The organism is Catenovulum sp. 2E275 (assembly GCF_025515275.1).
Lineage (GTDB): Bacteria > Pseudomonadota > Gammaproteobacteria > Enterobacterales > Alteromonadaceae > Catenovulum.
Window position 1 is genome coordinate 1 of the sequence record NZ_JAOPFU010000014.1, and the last position, 19,648, is coordinate 19,648.

Annotated in this window: 17 protein-coding genes; 1 reads left to right on the forward strand and 16 read right to left on the reverse strand. The window is 38.9% G+C overall.

The window, feature by feature from the left end; genetic code table 11:
* Positions 1 to 328: 328 nt before the first annotated feature.
* Complete coding sequence (locus tag N7931_RS08775; protein ID WP_262793444.1) at positions 329 to 889, reverse strand: hypothetical protein; 561 nt, start codon at positions 887 to 889, stop codon at positions 329 to 331.
* Between the two features lie 134 nt (positions 890 to 1,023).
* Complete coding sequence (locus tag N7931_RS08780; protein ID WP_262793446.1) at positions 1,024 to 1,389, reverse strand: hypothetical protein; 366 nt, start codon at positions 1,387 to 1,389, stop codon at positions 1,024 to 1,026.
* A 333-nt stretch (positions 1,390 to 1,722) separates the two neighbouring features.
* On the opposite strand from N7931_RS08780, the gene N7931_RS08785 reads away from it, so the two are divergent.
* Complete coding sequence (locus N7931_RS08785; RefSeq protein ID WP_262793447.1) at positions 1,723 to 1,848, forward strand: phage integrase N-terminal SAM-like domain-containing protein; 126 nt, start codon at positions 1,723 to 1,725, stop codon at positions 1,846 to 1,848.
* 361 nt (positions 1,849 to 2,209) lie between these two features.
* Here N7931_RS08785 and tilS read toward each other — a convergent pair whose 3' ends face one another.
* From tilS to uppS, 14 genes are all read right to left on the reverse strand, one after another.
* On the reverse strand, positions 2,210 to 3,610 hold the full coding sequence (tilS, locus tag N7931_RS08790) for a tRNA lysidine(34) synthetase TilS (protein WP_262793449.1): 1,401 nt from the start codon (positions 3,608 to 3,610) through the stop codon (positions 2,210 to 2,212).
* A 91-nt stretch (positions 3,611 to 3,701) separates the two neighbouring features.
* Positions 3,702 to 4,661, reverse strand: a complete 960-nt coding sequence (gene accA, locus N7931_RS08795) for an acetyl-CoA carboxylase carboxyl transferase subunit alpha (RefSeq protein WP_262793451.1) — start codon at positions 4,659 to 4,661, stop codon at positions 3,702 to 3,704.
* A 102-nt stretch (positions 4,662 to 4,763) separates the two neighbouring features.
* Positions 4,764 to 8,282, reverse strand: a complete 3,519-nt coding sequence (gene dnaE, locus N7931_RS08800) for a DNA polymerase III subunit alpha (RefSeq protein ID WP_262793452.1) — start codon at positions 8,280 to 8,282, stop codon at positions 4,764 to 4,766.
* A complete protein-coding gene (rnhB, locus tag N7931_RS08805; protein WP_262793454.1) occupies positions 8,282 to 8,890 on the reverse strand; it encodes a ribonuclease HII in 609 nt (202 codons plus the stop codon). Before rnhB ends, dnaE begins: the two co-directional genes overlap by 1 nt.
* Positions 8,880 to 10,034, reverse strand: a complete 1,155-nt coding sequence (gene lpxB / locus N7931_RS08810) for a lipid-A-disaccharide synthase (protein ID WP_262793456.1) — start codon at positions 10,032 to 10,034, stop codon at positions 8,880 to 8,882. The genes rnhB and lpxB overlap by 11 nt, the downstream gene beginning before the upstream one ends.
* 2 nt (positions 10,035 to 10,036) lie before the next feature.
* The gene (lpxA, locus tag N7931_RS08815) at positions 10,037 to 10,807 is read right to left on the reverse strand and encodes an acyl-ACP--UDP-N-acetylglucosamine O-acyltransferase (protein WP_262793457.1); all 771 of its coding nucleotides are present in this window, start codon (positions 10,805 to 10,807) and stop codon (positions 10,037 to 10,039) included.
* A gap of 11 nt (positions 10,808 to 10,818) precedes the next feature.
* Entirely contained in the window at positions 10,819 to 11,286 is a 468-nt protein-coding gene (fabZ, locus tag N7931_RS08820) for a 3-hydroxyacyl-ACP dehydratase FabZ (RefSeq protein WP_262793458.1), read from the reverse strand.
* A gap of 76 nt (positions 11,287 to 11,362) precedes the next feature.
* On the reverse strand, positions 11,363 to 12,394 hold the full coding sequence (lpxD, locus tag N7931_RS08825; protein ID WP_262793459.1) for a UDP-3-O-(3-hydroxymyristoyl)glucosamine N-acyltransferase: 1,032 nt from the start codon (positions 12,392 to 12,394) through the stop codon (positions 11,363 to 11,365).
* Between the two features lie 2 nt (positions 12,395 to 12,396).
* Positions 12,397 to 12,912, reverse strand: coding sequence for an OmpH family outer membrane protein (locus N7931_RS08830; protein ID WP_262793460.1), 516 nt, complete (start codon positions 12,910 to 12,912; stop codon positions 12,397 to 12,399).
* 17 nt (positions 12,913 to 12,929) lie between these two features.
* Entirely contained in the window at positions 12,930 to 15,431 is a 2,502-nt protein-coding gene (bamA, locus tag N7931_RS08835; RefSeq protein ID WP_262793461.1) for an outer membrane protein assembly factor BamA, read from the reverse strand.
* 22 nt (positions 15,432 to 15,453) lie between these two features.
* Entirely contained in the window at positions 15,454 to 16,800 is a 1,347-nt protein-coding gene (gene rseP / locus N7931_RS08840) for a sigma E protease regulator RseP (RefSeq protein WP_262793462.1), read from the reverse strand.
* Positions 16,797 to 17,984 (reverse strand): 1-deoxy-D-xylulose-5-phosphate reductoisomerase, encoded by a 1,188-nt coding sequence (gene ispC / locus N7931_RS08845; protein ID WP_262793464.1) that lies wholly within the window; start codon positions 17,982 to 17,984, stop codon positions 16,797 to 16,799. Before ispC ends, rseP begins: the two co-directional genes overlap by 4 nt.
* Entirely contained in the window at positions 17,985 to 18,884 is a 900-nt protein-coding gene (locus N7931_RS08850) for a phosphatidate cytidylyltransferase (protein WP_262793465.1), read from the reverse strand.
* On the reverse strand, positions 18,865 to 19,614 hold the full coding sequence (gene uppS / locus N7931_RS08855; protein ID WP_262793466.1) for a polyprenyl diphosphate synthase: 750 nt from the start codon (positions 19,612 to 19,614) through the stop codon (positions 18,865 to 18,867). Before uppS ends, N7931_RS08850 begins: the two co-directional genes overlap by 20 nt.
* Between the last annotated feature and the right edge of the window lie 34 nt (positions 19,615 to 19,648).

Consider the following 19,648-nt stretch of genomic DNA (forward strand, 5'->3'; position numbering starts at 1 on the left):
TTCCTGCTTGAATTCAAGTAATAAGTGCAATGATTGGATAGATAACAATTAATTTAGCAAAATATAAAACATTAATTTATTCACAACCCTATAAAGCAAGTTAAGAAATAGAAGTAACTAACTGAAAATATTTAATTTTAACAGTGAGTGTCATTGTTATTTTCTTTCAAGTAATAAGTGCAATGATTGGATAGATAACAATTAATTTAGCAAAATATAAAATATTAATTTATTCACAACCCTATAAAGCAAGTTAAGAAATAGAAGTAACTAGCTGAAAATATTTAATTTTAACAGTGAGTGTCATTGTTATTCGTCAAGTAATTTGTTAGGTTTTGAATTCACCGTTGTGTATTTTTCGGTCAATTATATTCCGAACCTTACTATTTAACATAGACGAATGAGATATTCTATTTTCAAAATTACCTTGTTGTTGCCACTGCCACTTGCAATCATCATTAATACAATGCACAAGTTGTCCTGAATAATCGTTAAGTTCTAGGCTAGATTTACAATCAGGGCAACGAGGATGAAGATCCCTGATTGAATATTTGTCATTATGATAATTAGGCTTTGACCAGTTCCACGACCAATCAATTCCTAAAATTTGATCTGATTTATAGTTAATAAAAGCAGGCTCACGATCAGGTATTCTTGAGTGAATAAAAGGAATAAGTAATACAAGAAAAGGTACGATTAGGCATAAAGCCCAGACAGGGATTACAACTTCGTATACGAACAAAGATAAAATATAAAACAATATGCTTTTTACTTCAGGCCAAAGAGCAGATATCCACGTAAAACAAGCTGCAAAAATAAATATTAACCCAGCTGAAATTACTTTACTCCATACTGGATCTTTCCATGCTTTCAGTAGAAGACTCTTCATATATCCTCGGTCATCGAAAAAAAACTAACGCCCCGCGCATGCGCGCGAACTTGTGAGCGTCGCAGGGGCCGCAGGCCCCGAATGACGCGGATTGTTAGGCAAACCGTACATCAAAACTGGAATACACTTAACCACTAAAGATCAAAAAAATCACGCATGTTCTGCATAGGCTTTTCACACATATCGTCCCAGAAAAATTTGTAATCAATGTTTTGAGGCTTACTTGCCCACCAACGCTGAGCGTCTTTTCTAATCTTTGCCGAGTGTTCTGGCGATATTTTTGAAGCTATTCTGAATTTTTCAAGAAGCGCCTCTCCATCTTCAGCGTAATTATTTTTCTTTGAAAGCTCTACGCAAATGTAAACCATACCAGAATAGTTTTGCTCTTGTGCTCTCTGAAACTCATGTGTCTCATAATTAGGTATATTATCAACAGCACTATTAGCTCTTGACTCATCGTTAAATAATAAAAAAATTAAGATAATAATGATTTTATGCATAGACATGCCTAACAGCTTATTATCATGAATTCTCGCTTTCCACATACGTGCTGAATAAAGAATCCATAAATAAAAATAATTAATTTCAAAAACTTAGCCTATTTAAATTTAAAGTCAATCATATTTTTTAGTGTAGAAACCAATAAATGTGTGAAACAGAGAATCAATCAGCCTATTATGCAAACCAGTAAATAATTTTAAATCAATAACTTAACATTATAAATGTAGAAAGCGAGCCATTAATATTCTGGAGAAAGCGAGACTGTACTGGCAAAAAATCAATCTTAAAATTAAACCTGTATATAACCATTTTTAGAATCTATCCAAGCTGAATTGCGAATTCGATATTACAGTTATCAAACAGAGAAAGCTTATTTGCATTGGATAAACTATTTCATTCGTTTTAATGGTTACAAGCGCCCGAAAACATGGGAAATTTTGAAATTGAACGATTCTTAACTCATTTAGCCGTTAATAAATAGGTTAGCGCAGCAACTTAAAATCAAGCTCTTTGCGCAATAATATTCGTCTATAAAAATATTCTGAATAAAGAAACCAACAATTTAAATTTTAGATTTACAAAAAAGCAAGCTTCTATGCCTGCTGTATTGTTTGATGCTGGTCTCAGGATTAATAAAGCACTAAGGTTACGTATTAAAGATATTGATTTTAATGGCTGAGATAATATTGTTTGAGAGTATTATTAGACAATTAACAAAATTAATCTATACATAATTGTATCCACCAGCGCCCTGCGTGCGAACAAAGTTAAGCTCAATCTCGTTATCTGGTCAATACACAGAGTTTGATATTAATAACATTATTCACACTCCCAATAGCCAATGGCTGCTTTTAATTGACCATTTACCCATAAATATGGGATATGCGGTCTAAGCCAAACTGGTACTGCTAACTCTTGTAAACATTGCTTAATCGTTTTTGTACAGTTTCGGTATTTTGGTCTGCAAGTTAATTTTACGCTTGGGTTAAATGTCAGTTTAATGGTATCGCCCGCTTTAATTTGAATACCTAATTGTTGCCAGTTAATTGTACAGTTTTGTCCGTTTGATAAATTAATCTGAGTTTGGTTATTTTGTATTAAATCTGCTGGGCTTAGCGTTATATCTTGGGCGATTGTCGCAAAGCCATTAACTTGCGCCTGAGTAAAATAAAACAGTTTATTTTTATATTGCCAAAGCTCACCAAGCTGCAAGCTAACTTTAGGCTGCTGCTCTACGTGAGTTCCAATATTTGTTAAAATTTGCTGAATAACGGCTTGTGATGGCATCGGCTCAGAAAAGCTCTGCAACCAGTATCGCAGCAAATTAGTTTGCCTGGCTATGCTCAACTTAGCTAAAACCGTTAAATCGAGCTGATTTAACGCTTTTAATTTATGAGCATGGTTTTCGGGATTGCTAGACTGGGCTAAGGCTAGATCCTGTATTGCGACTTCTTTTAAAATATCCTGCTCTTGCTGGCAAAGTTCAGCGCTTCTGGCAATACACTTTTGAAATTCAGGCCAACGAGTCTCAATTAAGGGTAATACTTGATTGCGTAAAAAGTTACGCTCAAAATCATCATTTAAATTACTTTCATCTTCAACCCAGCTTAAATGATGCTGTTTCGCGTAAGCCAAAATTGCGGCTTTATTTTGTTTTAACAAAGGCCGCCATAATAATTTGTTGGTATCGGTGTAAGTGTTAAGTTGAGCTTCATCCTTATCTAAAGTAGAGCCGAAAACCGGTAATTCACTTAACTTTCTTAACCTTGCCATTGCGCCTAAACCGGCAGGACCGCTACCTCGTTTTAACCGGAGTAACACCGTTTCAGCCTGATCATTTAAATGCTGTGCGGTAATTAATACGCTGTCATCTAAAGTTAACTGTTCAAATGCTTGATACCGCTCTGCTCTTGCTAGCGCTTCAAGGCTCTGCCGGTTTTGTTTATTTAAATTGACCTTTTTAAACTGAAAAGCAATGTTGCGTTGTTGGCAAAAATCACGGCAAAATGCCAGCCAGTGATCTGCATTTTTACTTAATCCATGATGAATATGAATCGCGGACAAATTAATTTGCAGCGCAAGCTGTTGAGCATTTTTAATTAAACAATCCAGCAATACAATTGAGTCTACTCCGCCGCTTAACCCAACCACTAAAGGTCGCTGCTCGCTGGCAAATTGTTTCAACTGATCCAACTCTGTTTTATTTAATAACATATTCATTTTCATTTACCGTTTAGCTCTAAAACAACAAAACCCGCACAGGCGGGTTTTGTTAGCTGATATTGCCATTAATTTTTTAATTTAAAAATAATTAGCAATAACCAAACGACATTAATTTTTGATAACGGTTAGCTAATAATGCTTCGTCATCTTGCCCTTGTAGCTCGGTTAATTGTGCTTTAATAGTTTGTTTCATATTATGTGCCATTAAAGCAAAATCACGGTGAGCGCCACCTAATGGCTCGTTGATAATATTATCAACTAAACCTAATTCTTTTAAGCGTGGAGCTGTAATACCCATAGCCTCGGCTGCTAATTCAGCTTTGTCTGCGCTTTTCCATAAAATAGAAGCACAGCCTTCCGGTGAAATAACAGAATAAGTGCTATATTGCAGCATATTCACTTTATCACCTACCCCAATCGCTAGTGCGCCACCAGAACCACCTTCACCAATCACAGTACAAATAACGGGTACTGTTAAACGCGCCATAACCTGTAAATTTTTTGCAATGGCTTCACTTTGGCCACGCTCTTCAGCACCAACACCCGGATAGGCACCCGGAGTATCAATAAAAGTAATAATTGGCATTTTAAAACGTTCAGCCATTTGCATTAAACGTAATGCTTTACGATAACCTTCTGGGCGTGGCATACCAAAGTTACGTTTAATTTTTTCTGCGGTATCACGGCCTTTTTGATGGCCAATCACAACAACCGGAATATCATCTAAACGAGCTGTCCCACAAACAATGGCTGGGTCATCAGCAAATGCGCGATCCCCTGCTTGTTCATCAAACTCAGTAAATACACGGTCAATATAATCCTGAGTATAAGGGCGTTGAGGATGACGGGCTAACTGGGCAATTTGCCATGCACCTAAATTTGAGAAGATTTTTTCAGACAGATCTTTGCTCTTTTGTTTGAGTTTATTGATCTCTTCTTCAATATCAATATTTAATTCGCCACCATTTTTGGTAACGTTTTTTAATTCTTCTATTTTTGCTTCTAAGTCAGCAATCGGCTGTTCAAATTCAAGAAAACTTAAGCTCATGGATGTATTTCTACCCTTTTAAAGTCCAATTTATCCCTAACAGCGTTTATTTTAGGGACTGAACGCTAATCAATAATCTGTCGTTTATGAGTCAAATTAAGCCTAATAAACGAGTGAAACCTGTTCTTCTCCAACAATTTGCCGTAGATCATACAGCAAACTATCACTTGGTGTCACATACCATTGCACACCAACTTTAATTTGTGCCTGCGCATTGTCTCTAGTGTAGTTAAAAACTAAAGGGGTCACACCTTCTTTATACGCATAATTATTTTCAGCATCTTTTTTGCTTAATATTGTATTTAGCTGATTAATTGTACTGTCTGTTAAATTTTGTTGATTCAAATTAACAGCCACTGATTTTACGTGTTTTTCCCGCAATTGCACAATATCTTGTAAGCGTTTAGCTGTCATTCCGAGTCCGCCGGAAAAATCATCAAACTCTACTGGACCAGCAACAACCACCACTTTATCTTTAACTAATAAAGCTTCGTATTCATCAAACATATCCGGGAAAATTCTAACATCAATTCGTGCACTTTTATCATCCAAGGTTAAAATTGCCCAGCGTCTGCCTTTTTTGTTAACCATGACTTTAACGCCAATAATTAAACCTGCGGTAGCAACTTCTTCGTCACGACGGGTCGGTGCAAGCTCGTTAATTCGTGCGCTAACATAATTTTTTAGCTCTTTGCGATAACGATTAATCGGGTGACCCGTTAAATATAAACCTAGGGTTTCTCTTTCCCCTTCCAGCCAAACTTCTTCCGGCCATTTAGCAACATTGGCAAATGCTTGTTCAACTTCTTCCGGCTCTGTGGTTAATAAACCAAATAAATCGCCTTGGCCAGACATTTGATCTTTAGCGTGTTGATCGGCAGCGCGCATGGCATCTTCAAGCGTTGCCATTAATGCAGCTCGGTGTGGGCCTTTTACATCTTTTGGTCCAAGCGCATCCATAGCGCCAGCTTGAATTAATTTTTCAAGTACACGGCGATTAACTCGCTTTAAGTCAACTCTGGCACAAAAGTCGAATAAATCTTTAAAAGTACCGCCCTGATTACGCGCTTCAATAATCGCTTCAATCGGGCCTTCACCAACCCCTTTTACCGCGCCAATACCATAAACGACATCCCCTTGTTCGTTTACGGTAAATTTATATTGCCCCTGATTCACATCCGGCGGAATAATTTTAAGTTTCATCCGCTCAATTTCATCAACCAAGGTCACCACTTTATCGGTATTATCCATATCGGCCGATAAAACAGCGGCCATAAATTCAGATGGATAGTGGGTTTTCATCCATAAAGTTTGGTATGAAACTAATGCGTAAGCAGCGGAGTGAGATTTATTAAAACCATAACCTGCAAATTTTTCTACCAAGTCGAAAATTTTCATTGCAAGTTCGGGATCTATCCCATTATTTTTAGCGCCGTCTTCAAAGGTGCTACGCTGCTTAGCCATTTCTTCGGGTTTTTTCTTACCCATAGCACGGCGTAATAAGTCAGCTCCACCCAGTGAATAGCCCGCCATCACCTGTGCAATCTGCATAACCTGTTCTTGATACAGAATAATCCCGTAGGTAGGATCAAGAATTTCTTTTAAACATTCATGCTGATATTGAGCATCTGGATACGAAATTTCTTCACGGCCACGTTTACGGTCGATAAAGTTATCTACCATGCCTGATTGCAACGGCCCGGGACGAAACAGCGCCACTAGAGCTATCATATCTTCAAAACAATCCGGTTGCAGACGTTTTATCAGGTCTTTCATCCCGCGCGATTCAAGCTGAAACACGGCGGTTGTTTCATAACGCTTTAAGGTTTCAAAACTTTTTTTATCATCGGTTGCAATAGCGGCAATATCAATTTCAGGTTTACCCTCTTTTTGCAAACGAACATTAGCCATATCAATTGCCCACTGCATGATGGTTAATGTGCGTAAACCTAAAAAGTCGAACTTAACTAAACCTGCGGTTTCAACATCATTTTTATCAAATTGAGTAACCGGCTGCTTGCCTTCTGAATCACAATATAAAGGCGCAAAATCAGTAATTGTCGTTGGCGAAATAACAACACCACCGGCATGTTTACCGGCATTACGGGTTGTACCTTCTAAAATTCGCGCCATATCGATCAGTGAGCGAACTTCTTCATCGGCATCGTATAATTCGGGTAACCTTGGCTCAACATCAAATGCTTTGGCTAGCGTCATCCCCGGATCGCCCGGTATTAATTTTGAAATCCGGTCAACAAATCCAAAGGGATGGCCTAATACCCGACCTACATCACGTACCACGGCTTTTGCAGCCATAGTACCAAAGGTAATAATCTGAGATACGGCATCCCGACCATACATTTGTGCAACGTGATCAATGACCTCATCTCGTCTGTCCATACAAAAATCGACGTCAAAATCTGGCATTGAAACCCGCTCAGGGTTTAAGAAACGTTCAAATAGTAGGTCAAATTCTAGCGGGTCTAAGTCGGTAATTTTAAGCGCATAAGCGACTAAAGAACCAGCACCCGAACCCCGTCCTGGTCCAACCGGAATGTTATTATCTTTACTCCACTGAATAAATTCCATTACGATTAAAAAGTAGCCAGGGAAACCCATTTGGTTAATACAATCCAGCTCTATTTTTAAACGTTCATCATATTCAGCGCGCTTTTCGGCACGTTCACTCGGATCAGGAAATAAAAAGACTAAACGCTCTTCTAAACCTTCTTGTGACACTTTCACCAAATAATCTTCGGTCGACATGCCGCCGGTTGGAAAGTTTGGTAAAAAATATTCGCCTAAACGTATAGTGACATTACAACGTTTGGCAATTTCCACTGAGTTGGTTAATGCTTCAGGAACATCTTTAAAAAGCTCGCACATTTCATCTTCTGTGCGTAAATACTGTTGATTGGAATAACGTTTAGGTCTGCGTTTATCTTCGAGTGTATACCCGTCGTGAATCGCAACCCTGATTTCATGCGCCGCAAAATCATCAGCTTTTAAAAAGCAAACCTCATTGGTCGCAACCACAGGTAAATCATGTTCAGCCGCCCAATCTATCGCCATGTGAAGATATTCTTCTTCGTTTTCACGGCCGGTACGTAATAGCTCAAGGTAAAAATGGTCAGCGAAATGAGTTTGATAGAACTCAGTAATGGAGCGAGCCATCCGCTGGTTGCCTTTAATTAGGGCTAAACCTAAGTCCCCTTCGCGGCCACCGGATAATAAAATTAATCCGGCTTTATGCTCAACTAACCAGTTTTTATCAATAACCGGTTTATCCTGTACTGAACCTCGTAAATAAGCTTTTGAAATCAATAATGTCAGGTTTTTATAACCTTCATTATTTTTTGCCAGTATAACCAAACGAAACAGCTCATCGCCAAGTTCATCACTTTTAACCCAAAAATCAGCACCCACAATCGGTTTAATGCCGGTGCCATTAGCAGCGCCATAAAATCGCACTAGGCCACATAAGTTCCCCTGATCGGTAATCGCAACCGCCGGCATTTGTAATTCTTCAATTTTGCCAACAATAGGTTTAATTTTGGCTAAACCATCCACCATTGAAAAATCGGAATGAACTCTTAAATGAATAAACTTAGGATCGGTCATTAGTCCTGACTCTCTAATAATTTTTTCACAGGTTTAAAGCTTTTACGGTATGCAGAAATTACACCATGCTCGGCTAATAATGCAAGATGCGCCGCCGTAGGATAACCCTTGTGTTTTTCAAATCCGTATTGCGGAAATTGCTCGGCTAATGCAAACATTTCACGGTCACGATATTCTTTAGCCAAAATAGAAGCTGCACTGATAGCCGGAATTAAATCATCGCCTTTAATAATGGCCTGACACGGAATACTAACTTGTGGCACTTTATTACCATCAATTAACGCAAGTTGTGGCGTTATTTTAAGCCCTTCAATTGCCCGTTTCATCGCTAAAAAGCTTGCTTGCAAAATATTAATTTGATCAATCTCAAGCGGCGTTGCCGTACCAATTGCCCAAGCTAAAGCTTTTTGTTTAATTTCAATTTCAAACGCGGCACGTTTTTTTTCACTTAACTTTTTTGAGTCGCGTAAACCAATAATCGGATTATTTGGATCTAAAATGACCGCTGCTGCAACTACACAACCAACTAAAGGTCCGCGACCTACTTCATCTACACCCGCAATAATGCGGGTTTTCTGCTCGGCTTCAAAGTCAAAATCAATTTGCATTTAAGAGTTCTTCTATTGCTTGTGCAGCCTGTTCACCTGCATTTTGTTTTAATGTTTGATGAATTTCAGTGAATGACTGCTGCATTTGTTCGCTGTGCTTAAGCACGCTTTCGATTGCGGCTAATAAACTTTGAGGTGTAAGTTGATCCTGTAATAATTCTGGGATCACAGCTTGATCGGCTACCAAGTTAGGTAAAGAAAAGAATTTAACTTTCACCATGCGTTTAAAAATAAAATAAGACAAAGCTTTAAATTTATAACAAGCAACCATTGGCCGTTTTATTAAAGCAGCCTCTAATGTTGCAGTGCCGGATGCAATCATAATTGCTTTGCTGGCCGCCATCACATCACGCGACTGATTATCCACATAAATCAGTTCAACATCTGGCGCAAACTCGGCCATTGCGGCTTGTAATTCTGCTTTTCGCTTGTCATTGACACAAGCAGTAATAAATTTAAAGTGAGGATATTTTTGGTTAAGCAAAGCACAGGTTTGAGCAAATACAGGAGATAACAGCTCAACTTCGCTGCGCCTGCTGCCCGGTAATACCGCGATATATTCTTGTTCTGGATTTAAGCCAAGTGCTTGTTTAGCTGCCAGTTCATCATTTTGCAGTGGAATTTGATCTGCTAGAGTATGACCAACAAATCGGCACGGTACATCAAACTTATCATAAAAAGCTTTTTCAAATGGCAATAAGGCTAATACTAAATCTGCCGCCGCTTTTACTTTAAAAACACGTTTTTGTCGCCATGCCCAAATGGACGGACTAACATAATGAACAGTTTTAATACCGGCTTGTTTTAAATGCTTTTCAAGGGTTAGGTTAAAATCTGGTGCATCTACACCAATCATTAAATCTGGCGGATTTTGAATCCAGTGGTTTTTAAGTTGTTTACGAATAGATAATAAACGAGGTAAGCGGCCTAAAACTTCAACTAAGCCCATCACTGCCAGCTCTTCCATATCAAACAATGTTTGACAGCCTTGAGCTTGCATTAACGGCCCAGCAACACCTTCAAAAGCAACAGAGATCCCAGCTTGATTCAGTCTTGCAGTCAGCGTTTGTATCAAATTAGCCGCTAAAATGTCACCGGATTTTTCACCGGCAACAATGGCAATTTTCAACTGTTTTTGAGTCATGATTAACGAATAATGCCGCGTTCTGAGGCTTCGATAAATTCAACTAATAATTGGATGGCCGGTTCTTTATCTGCAACGGTTTTAAGTTCAGCAGTTGCATCTGCTAACGTTAAGCCATTACGGTAAATGGTTTTATAGGCACGGCGTAGCTCTAAAATCGCCTCTTTGCTGAACCCACGGCGTTTTAACCCTTCAAAGTTCATCCCGTGTGGTACCGCATTTTGGCCAGCTACCATTAAATAAGGCAGTACATCTTTAACAACCACTGACCCTACCCCACAAAACGAATAGCTACCGATTTTACAAAACTGATGCACACCTGTAAAACCGCCTAAAATAGCATAATCACCCACGTGGACATGCCCAGCCAGTGTTGCGTTGTTGGCTAAAATATTATCATTACCAACTATACAGTCGTGAGCAACATGCACATAAGCCATCAACAAATTATTATTGCCAATTTGAGTTAAGCTATTATCTTGAATTGTGCCGCGATGAATAGTAACAGATTCACGAATAACGTTATTGTCACCAATCACTAAACGAGTTGGCTCACCAGCATATTTTTTATCCTGACATTCTTCACCAATAGAAGCAAATTGGAAAATACGGTTGTTTTTTCCAATTTGAGTCGGGCCTTTAATAACCGCATGCGAGCCAATAACAGTTCCATCTCCAATCTCAACATCGGCACCAATCCATGTCCATGGACCAACTTGTACATTGTTACCTAATTTGGCACTCGGGTCGATTATCGCGCTTGGATGGATCATCTGTGTCACCTTTACATTACTCGTCTTGCACAGGTAATTTCAGCAGAACAAACAATTTTGTTATCAACTTCGGCATGGCAATCAAATTTCCAAATGCCTTTACGCTCTTTTAAAAATTTAGCGTGTAAATGCAACTGGTCACCCGGTGTAACAGGCGTTTTAAAACGAACATTGTCGATACCAGCTAATAAATATAACTCTTCTTTGTCTGAAGATTGAGTTTCAGCAGCCTGCATTGATTTAAACCCTAAAACACCGGTAGCTTGTGCCATCGCTTCAACAATTAACACACCTGGAAAAATAGGTTTACCAGGAAAATGACCGGTAAAAATAGGCTCATTTACTGTGATATTTTTATAACCATGTAAATAATCAAGCGGCTTATAATCAATCACTCTATCAATTAACAAAAATGGATATCTGTGAGGTAATAAAGTGAAAATTTCCTGAATATCGATCGGATTGATTTCGTTGCTCAAAGTGATGCTTCCTGTTTAATCATTGTTCTTTTACGCGCATTATACATAGCTATGCACCATGATGCGACGTTTAAAATTAATCTTGTTGTAATGCTTTTAATTCAGCTTCAAGCTGCTTTACTTTATCGTACAAGGTATCTATTCGGCGAAGTTTAGCTGTGTTTTTTCGCCATTCTTTATTTTCAACCGCCGGAATACCCGAAGAATAAACCCCAGCTTGTTTAAAAGAAGATGTGACCATACTGGTACCAGTAAAGTGAACATCATTACCAATTTCGATATGACCATTAACAGAGACATTGCCAGCAAATGTACAACGTTGACCCACTTTTGTACTGCCCGCTATTTTTGTGCCTGCCGCTAAAGCTGTGTTTTCACCTAATTCAACATTGTGTGCAATGTGAACCAAGTTATCAATTTTAACGCCGGATTTAATCACGGTATTGTGTATTGCGCCTCTGTCGATGGTAACATTCGCACCAATTTCAACATCATCGCCTAAAATAACTGTGCCTACTTGTGGTATTTTAATCCATTGTCCTTGATCAGGTGCAAAACCAAAACCGTCAGAACCAATTACAGCACCGGCATGAATAATACACTGTTTACCTAGCACAACATTGTGATACAAAACGGTATTAGGATAAAGCTTACAGCCGTCGCCTAAAACAACATTTTCCCCGATAAAACAATTTGCGCCAATTTGGCAATTTTCGCCAATTACAGCACCTTGAGAAACCACTGCAAAAGCGGCAATTTTTGCTGAACTTGCCACTTTTGCACTAGTGTCAATATGCGCTTTTTCGCTCAGTTTATCGGCTGTAGCTGGGGTTGGATCTAACAATTGTGCAATTCGTGCATAAGTTAAATACGGATTTTTTGACAAAATATGATTGCCGCTAAACCCTTGTGCATCTTCTGCACGTAAAATAACTGCACCAGCTTTAGTTTGCTCTAAAGCATCGCGATAACGACTATTAGTTAAAAAGGTAATTTGCTGTTCGGTAGCATCATCAATACTACCAACAGCTTTAATTATCTGGTCGCCATCTCCAACAAAGTCAGCCTCAACCTGCTGAGCTAACTCAGAGAGTTTAAACGCAGCCATTGTTATTTCATCTTACTAACTGTTTCAATGACTTTTTGTGAAAGGTTGTCAGCTTCGTTATTTAAATAAACCACAGCTGTACTTTGCAAAATAATGTCATATTTTTCAGCTTTACCAATTTTATCAACTGAGTCTTTGATCATACCTAATAAACGGTTTTGCTCTTCTGCTTTACGGCGACGCAATTCAGTTTCTAATGGCTTAGCTTTTTCTTGATACTCAGCACTTAATGCACGTAACTTGCCTTCAAGTTCTTTTTTCTCTTTGTCACCCATAGTGGTGCTTTCGCGCTGCTGTTTATCAATATAGTATTTAATATCTGTTTGTAAGCGTTGTACTTCTTCTATTCTGTCTTTAAATTCAGCATTAATACTACTTTCAATTGCTGCAGCTTGAGGTAATTGCTGAAATACAGCCTGTACATCAATTACCCCAATTTTTTCTGCTTGTGCTTGTAGTGAAAATGCCCCGGTTGCCAGTGCTAATAATAGTGCAGCGGCCTTTTTATAAGTTCTCATTTATTACTCCTAAAATATTAAAAGGTTTGGCCTATGTTAAAACTGAAGAATTTTGTATCGTCGTCGTCAAACCGTTTTAATGGTCTTGAAAAACTAAATACAATCGGCCCCATAGGTGATATCCATTGTACAGACATACCGGCAGAAGCGCGATAGCGAGTTGGATCTGAATAATCATCCAGCTTATTTAACTCTGTTAGAGAAAGATTGCCGTATCTTTCATAATCAAACTCTGTATCCCACACGTTACCAATATCCATAAAGACACTAGGTCGGATTGAAGTTGATTCTTCTTCGGTGAACGGGATTGGGAAAATCAATTCAAGGGTTGCCAGTGCTTGTGCATTACCACCGTTTGAAATCGCAGCACTGCCACCACGGGTGTATTTGGTGATGGTATCGAACTCTGGCCCTAACAAGACTTCACCGGTTTCACCAGATGCATCCGGTACACCAATTCCTGTTGTTGATTGGCGATAAAATAGTTTTGGACCAACGACGTTGTTTTCAAAACCACGCATAGTTGACGAACCACCAGCACGGAATAATTCCCAGATTGGTAAAATATAATCATTACCGTCAAACGAGCCATAACCGTTTGCATAACCAAACGATGCTTTGGTCATAAATACCCAGCGGTGGTCACGAGATAACGGGAAATAATGTCTGTCTTCTGCAGTGAATTTATAAAATTGTGCATCAGAGCCAGGAATGGCTACTTTCATACCAACATTTTGGCTAGAGCCCGCGGTTGGAAATAAACCACGGTTTAAAGTTGAACGCATCCAGTTAACGCTCAGCTCATAGTTATCAAAAATTAACTGATTTTGTTTATCTTCCGGATCAGAGTAGACAGTATAAAAGTCGCGCATTTGCTCAGAAGGCTGAGAAAAGTTTGACATTTCGTTATGTAAATAACCCACGCCATAACTAATTCGGCTAGTTTCATTAAGCGGGTAACCTAAAGTTAAACGGGTTGAGATTCGGCTTAACTCATAATCTTCTGAGTTAGAGTAGCTGTTACCATAGTTAATTTCGCTATAGCCAATTGAGCCACCTAAACTTACGCCATCTACAGTAAAATACGGATCAGTAAAACTTAAACTAACTTGTTTTGAATAACTATAAGTATTAACACTAATACCCACGCTATTACCTGTCCCTAAAAAGTTTTCCTGTTGAACACCAAGCTGTAAACTTAAACCAGTTAAGTCACCATAACCGACACCGGCGGTAAATGAACCGGATGGTCTTTCTGTGACATTAAAGACAACATCAACCTGATCCGGCTCATTTGCAAGCTGGATAGTTTCAAATTCGACTTTTTCGACATAAGGTAAACGGGCGATACGTGCTTTTGACGCTTCTAACATCCGGTTAGATAACCAACTCCCTTCAAACTGACGAAGCTCACGGCGTAATACTTCATCGTCAGTCACCGAGTTACCAACAAAGTTAATTCTGCGCACATTAATGCGTTTACCTGGCGTAACCGACATAGTTAATGAAACTTCTTTAGTTTCATCATTAATATCCGGAATCGTTTTTACCTCAGGGTAAGCATAACCAAACGCACCTAAATAATTGGTGATGGTTTCTTCACTGTAAGTAACGGCTGCCGCACTATAAAAATCACCACTTTTAAGCGGAACAATGGCTTCAATGGCTTTATCTAAACCAACTAAATCACCAATAAAGCTCACATCTTTAAGTTTATATTTTTCACCTTCTTTTACATTCAGCGTGACATAAACCTGTTCTTTATTTGGTGTTAGAGCAACCTGACTCGAATCGACACTAAAGCGAATATAACCTTGGTCTTTATAAAAACTTTCTAACTTTTCAATATCACCAGAAAAGGTTTGTTTTTGGTATCTGTCGTTAGATAAAAACTGCCACCAAGGTAAATCGTATTTAGATTCAAACAAACTTAATAATTTTTCATCGGTGTAAAGTTCATTACCAACAATATTAATTTGTTTAACTTTAGCGGCTTTACCTTCAACAAATTCAAAAGTTAATTTAATTCGGTTACGCGGTAAATGACTAATTTTTGCAGTAACTGACGCGTTATATTTACCAATACTCTGGTAAAAATCTTCCAAGCCTTTTTCTAACTGAGTTAATGTCGTTTTATCTAATGGCTCACCAACCCGAATATTTTGATCATCCAAGTTAGTTTGTAATTGTTCTTCTTTTACGTCTTTGTTGCCATCAAACTCAATTTCAGCAATGGTTGGGCGCTCAGATACTTTGATAATTAAAGCATTACCATCACGATAAGCTTCAATATTGTCAAAATGGCCTGAAGAATACAGCGACTTAATGGTTTGGGTTAAACGAAAGTCATTTAAATTATCTCCCACCTGTACCGGGATATAAGTTAATGATGCCCCCAAAGCAACACGTTGTAAGCCATTAACCTGAATGTCTTCAATGATAAAATCTTCAATTGCAGATGCTTGACCTGAAAACCCTAAGGCAATTGCCGATGCTAATACTGATCTTTTTATTGTCATTCGAAACTCAAACTTCTTTATCTTACCAACGAGATAAATCGTTAACTATGGCAATGCTCATCAAACTAAAAATGATGATTACCCCAATTCTAAATCCAACTTCTTGTACCTTTTCCGGTACAGCTCGGCCTGTTACAAACTCTATAAGGTAATAAACTAAATGCCCGCCATCAAGTACCGGGAGTGGTAAAAGGTTAATAATTCCCAAATTAACACTAATTAGCGCCAAAAAGCTTAAAAAGTATGCAATTCCAAGTCCGGCTGATTGCCCGGCACCCTGCGCAATCGAAATTGGACCACTCAGTGATTTGTACGAAACATCACCTGTAATTAGTTTTCCTACCATGGAAAAGCTTAATTCGATCAAACGCCAGGTTTGAATACTCGCCTGAGTTAATCCTTCAACTAACCCATACCTTAACTCAAATCTGTGTGACTGAGGCCAGCTTTCCAATTTAGGCGCAACACCTAAATAACCATAGGTTTGCGAGCCTTGTTCTCTGACGCCTAACTTAACTGAAAGTTCCAGTTGCTGATTATCTCTTTCAATCAACAAAGCTAACTCTTGATTCGCATGCTGGCGAATCCACTGCGACATGGTAATCCAGTCATAATCTTGTCCGGCAAACTGCAAAATAATATCACCTTGTTGCAGATTTGCTAAACTTGCCGGTGAATTTTCTTCAACTTTTGCTATTTCAGCTAAAATTTTGGGGCGATATATCATAATCCCCAAAGCTTCAATTAAATCCCCCTCACTTGGATCAACTTGCCAGCTTGCTAAATTAACTTGTTTTTCAAGCTGATAGCTTTGTGATTTAGGTTGAATAGTTAAAGTGAGATGATCATCACCTAAAGCATCCATTAATTCAATATTAACAGCTTGCCAAGTTTGAGTTCGCTGCTGATTAACAGCGATAATCTCATCACCTGCCTCAATATTTGCTGTTGCGACTGGTGAATCTGTAATAACAGAGCCAACCACAGGTTTAACCTCTGGCGTGCCAATTAATAACATTGCCCATAAAGCGAATACAGCAAACAATAAATTAAATAAAGGTCCGGCGGCAACCACTGCGATTCGCTGGCTAACAGGCTTGTGATCAAAAGCAACGGATTTATCTGACTCTGAAACCTCATCCATGCGGCTGTCTAACATCCGAACATAACCGCCTAAAGGAATCGCGGCAATGCTGAACTCGGTATTATGTTTATTGCGCCAGCTATATAAACTTTTACCAAAACCAATTGAAAATTTAAGCACTTTCACTTTACACCAGCGCGCAACAATATAATGACCATATTCATGTATTGTCACTAAAATGCCAATGGCAACAATAAAAGCGATTAAATTCCAGATTGCACTCATCGAGCAACTCCGGCGGTTGCAACGGCGCGAGCTTCTTGATCAATGGCAAAAATACTGGCTAAATCAGTTGCTTTGTTCGGCTGGAGCTTTTCCATCACAGTCTGGTTCAGCTCTGCAATTTGAGTAAATTTAATTTGGTTATTTAAAAATGCTTCAACATGAATCTCATTAGCTGCATTTAATACTGTAGTCATTTCTTGCCCTGCTTTAAACGCAATTTGAGCTAATTTTAAATTGGGGAAACGATTAAAGTCCGGCGCTTGAAATTCAAACTGCCCTGCTTTAACAAAATCAAAATGTTCACTGCCAGAATAAATACGCTCAGGGAAACCTAAACAATGTGCAATTGGCGTTTTCATATCCGGCGCGCCAAGCTGTGCCATAATTGAGCCGTCGATATAACGTACCATTGAATGAATAACGGATTGTGGGTGAATTAATACCTCAATAAAATCAGGCTCAACACCAAATAACCAGCAAGCCTCAATTAATTCCAAGCCTTTATTCATCATGGTTGCAGAATCAACCGATATTTTCTGTCCCATTGACCAGTTTGGATGCTTACATGCTTGCGCAGGTGTTTTGGTTGCTAACTCGGTCAGTGGAGTATTTAAAAACGGGCCGCCAGAGCCAGTTAAAATAATGGAGTGAACCCCAAAATCGGTGATTTGCTGCTGAAGATAATCGGTTTGATAATCAAGCGGTAAACTTTGAAAAATAGCGTTGTGTTCACTGTCTACCGGTAATAACTTGGCATTATTTTGTTTAACCTGATCAATAAATATCTGGCCAGACATAACCAAAGCTTCTTTATTGGCTAATAAAATAGTTTTACCGGCACGCGCTGCTGCCAAAGTAGACGATAGTCCTGCGCCTCCCACAATAGCTGCCACAACGACATCAATCTCAGCCACAGCAACCAGTTGATCTAATTCACTTGCGCCAACTAAAACCTGAGTCACTGAATTTGCCAAAGTTAACATTTGAGTCAGTTCGCTCGCGGCTTGAGGCTCGATTAATACAACATAAGTTGGTTTAAATTCTAAACATTGCTGAAAAATAATCTCAACTTTAGAGTAAGCTGCTAGCGCAAAAACAGAAAAGTTGTCAGGGTTTTGTCTGACAACTTCTAATGTACTTTGACCAATTGAACCGGTTGAACCTAAAACTGCTAATTTTTTCATTTAAACCAAATAAAAATAAAGGCAAGCAAATACAGGTAATGCTGCGGTTAAACTATCAATACGATCTAAAACACCACCATGTCCCGGTAAAATCGTACCACTATCCTTAATCCCTGCCTGACGTTTTAGCATGCTTTCTAATAAATCACCTAACACAGAGCTAAATACAACAGCCAAAGAAATTAAAACCACTTCTAACCCGTTATGACCAACAAACAAGGGGGTTTGTAATGCTAAAAAAATCAAAGTGGTACTGGCAACTACTCCGCCAGCAAAACCTTCGAGCGTTTTACCCGGGCTGACATTTGGCATAAGTTTACGTTTCCCAAATGCTTTACCAGCAAAATAAGCCCCAATATCAGCCGCCCATACTAAAGCAAATACATACAATAATAACCAAGCGCCGTTTTGCACATCCAGTTCATATTGATTGGCTCGAATGATATTAATGGCAAGCCAAGCCGGTAATAAGGTAAATAAGCCGAATAAACCTTTAATCCAACGCAATCCACGCCAGTAACGAGACGATTTTGGATAGGTAACCACTAACAATAATGCCAGCGCCCACCATGCCAGTGAAATCCACAAAGCGGTTTCCACCTGCGGCTGGTATAAATTAATCTGGCCATAATCAATCAACCCAGACAATTTGGCAAAACCAAACATAGAGCCAACTAAAGCCCCCATTAATACAACTCGGCGGCGCTTATTGCAAAAGCCAATAAAAGGCCCCCATTCCCAAGCACCAATGCTCATCACAATCGCAGTAAAAATAGCAAAAGGAATTAATGGCAACTCAAAAATCGCAATTAACGCCAGAGGTAATAAAATCAAAGCGGTTAATATGCGTTTTTTTAACGTGCTTGATTTTGATATTTGATTAGTTTTTAGCGTTTTCAACCTGATCCCCTGTCAGTCCAAATCGACGCTGCCGATTTACAAAACACAAAAGTGCTTTGGCAAAATTTTCTTCTCTGAAGTTAGGCCATAAATCATCAGTAAAATAAAACTCAGCGTAAGCTGCTTGCCACAGTAAAAAGTTACTGATCCGCTGCTCACCGCCAGTTCGGATGATTAAGTCCAATGATGCAAACTCAGACAAAGATAAATGTTCTTCAATCTGAGCTTCTGTGATTTGATTATTTTGATGGTTCGCCAACGATTGATTAACCGCCTGCACTATATCCCATTTGCCGCCATAATTGGCTGCTACCGCTAAAACTAAACCATCGTTTTGTTCAGTTAATAACTCTGCATCCTGTATTTTTTTTTGTAATCTGGCACTAAACCGGCTTAAATCCCCAATCACTTTTAAACGGACATTATTTTTATTTAAGCGTTTAACTTCTTTACTTAATACCAGCATAAAAAGTTCCATTAAAACAGAGACTTCCTGCTCTGGTCTTTTCCAGTTTTCACTGCTAAATGCAAATAAAGTTAACACTTGCAGACCATGCTGCTGAGCAAATCGAACGGCTGCACGTACCGATTCAACTCCGGCTTTATGACCAAATGTGCGGGGTTTATTTTGTTGTTTTGCCCAACGACCATTACCGTCCATGATAATACCAACATGGCGCGGAAACGTTTCCGGGCTAATTTTTTGTAGTTGTTCTAAAGCTGTTGTCATGAAGATGAGTATTAAGCGCCTGCTTTCACAGGCG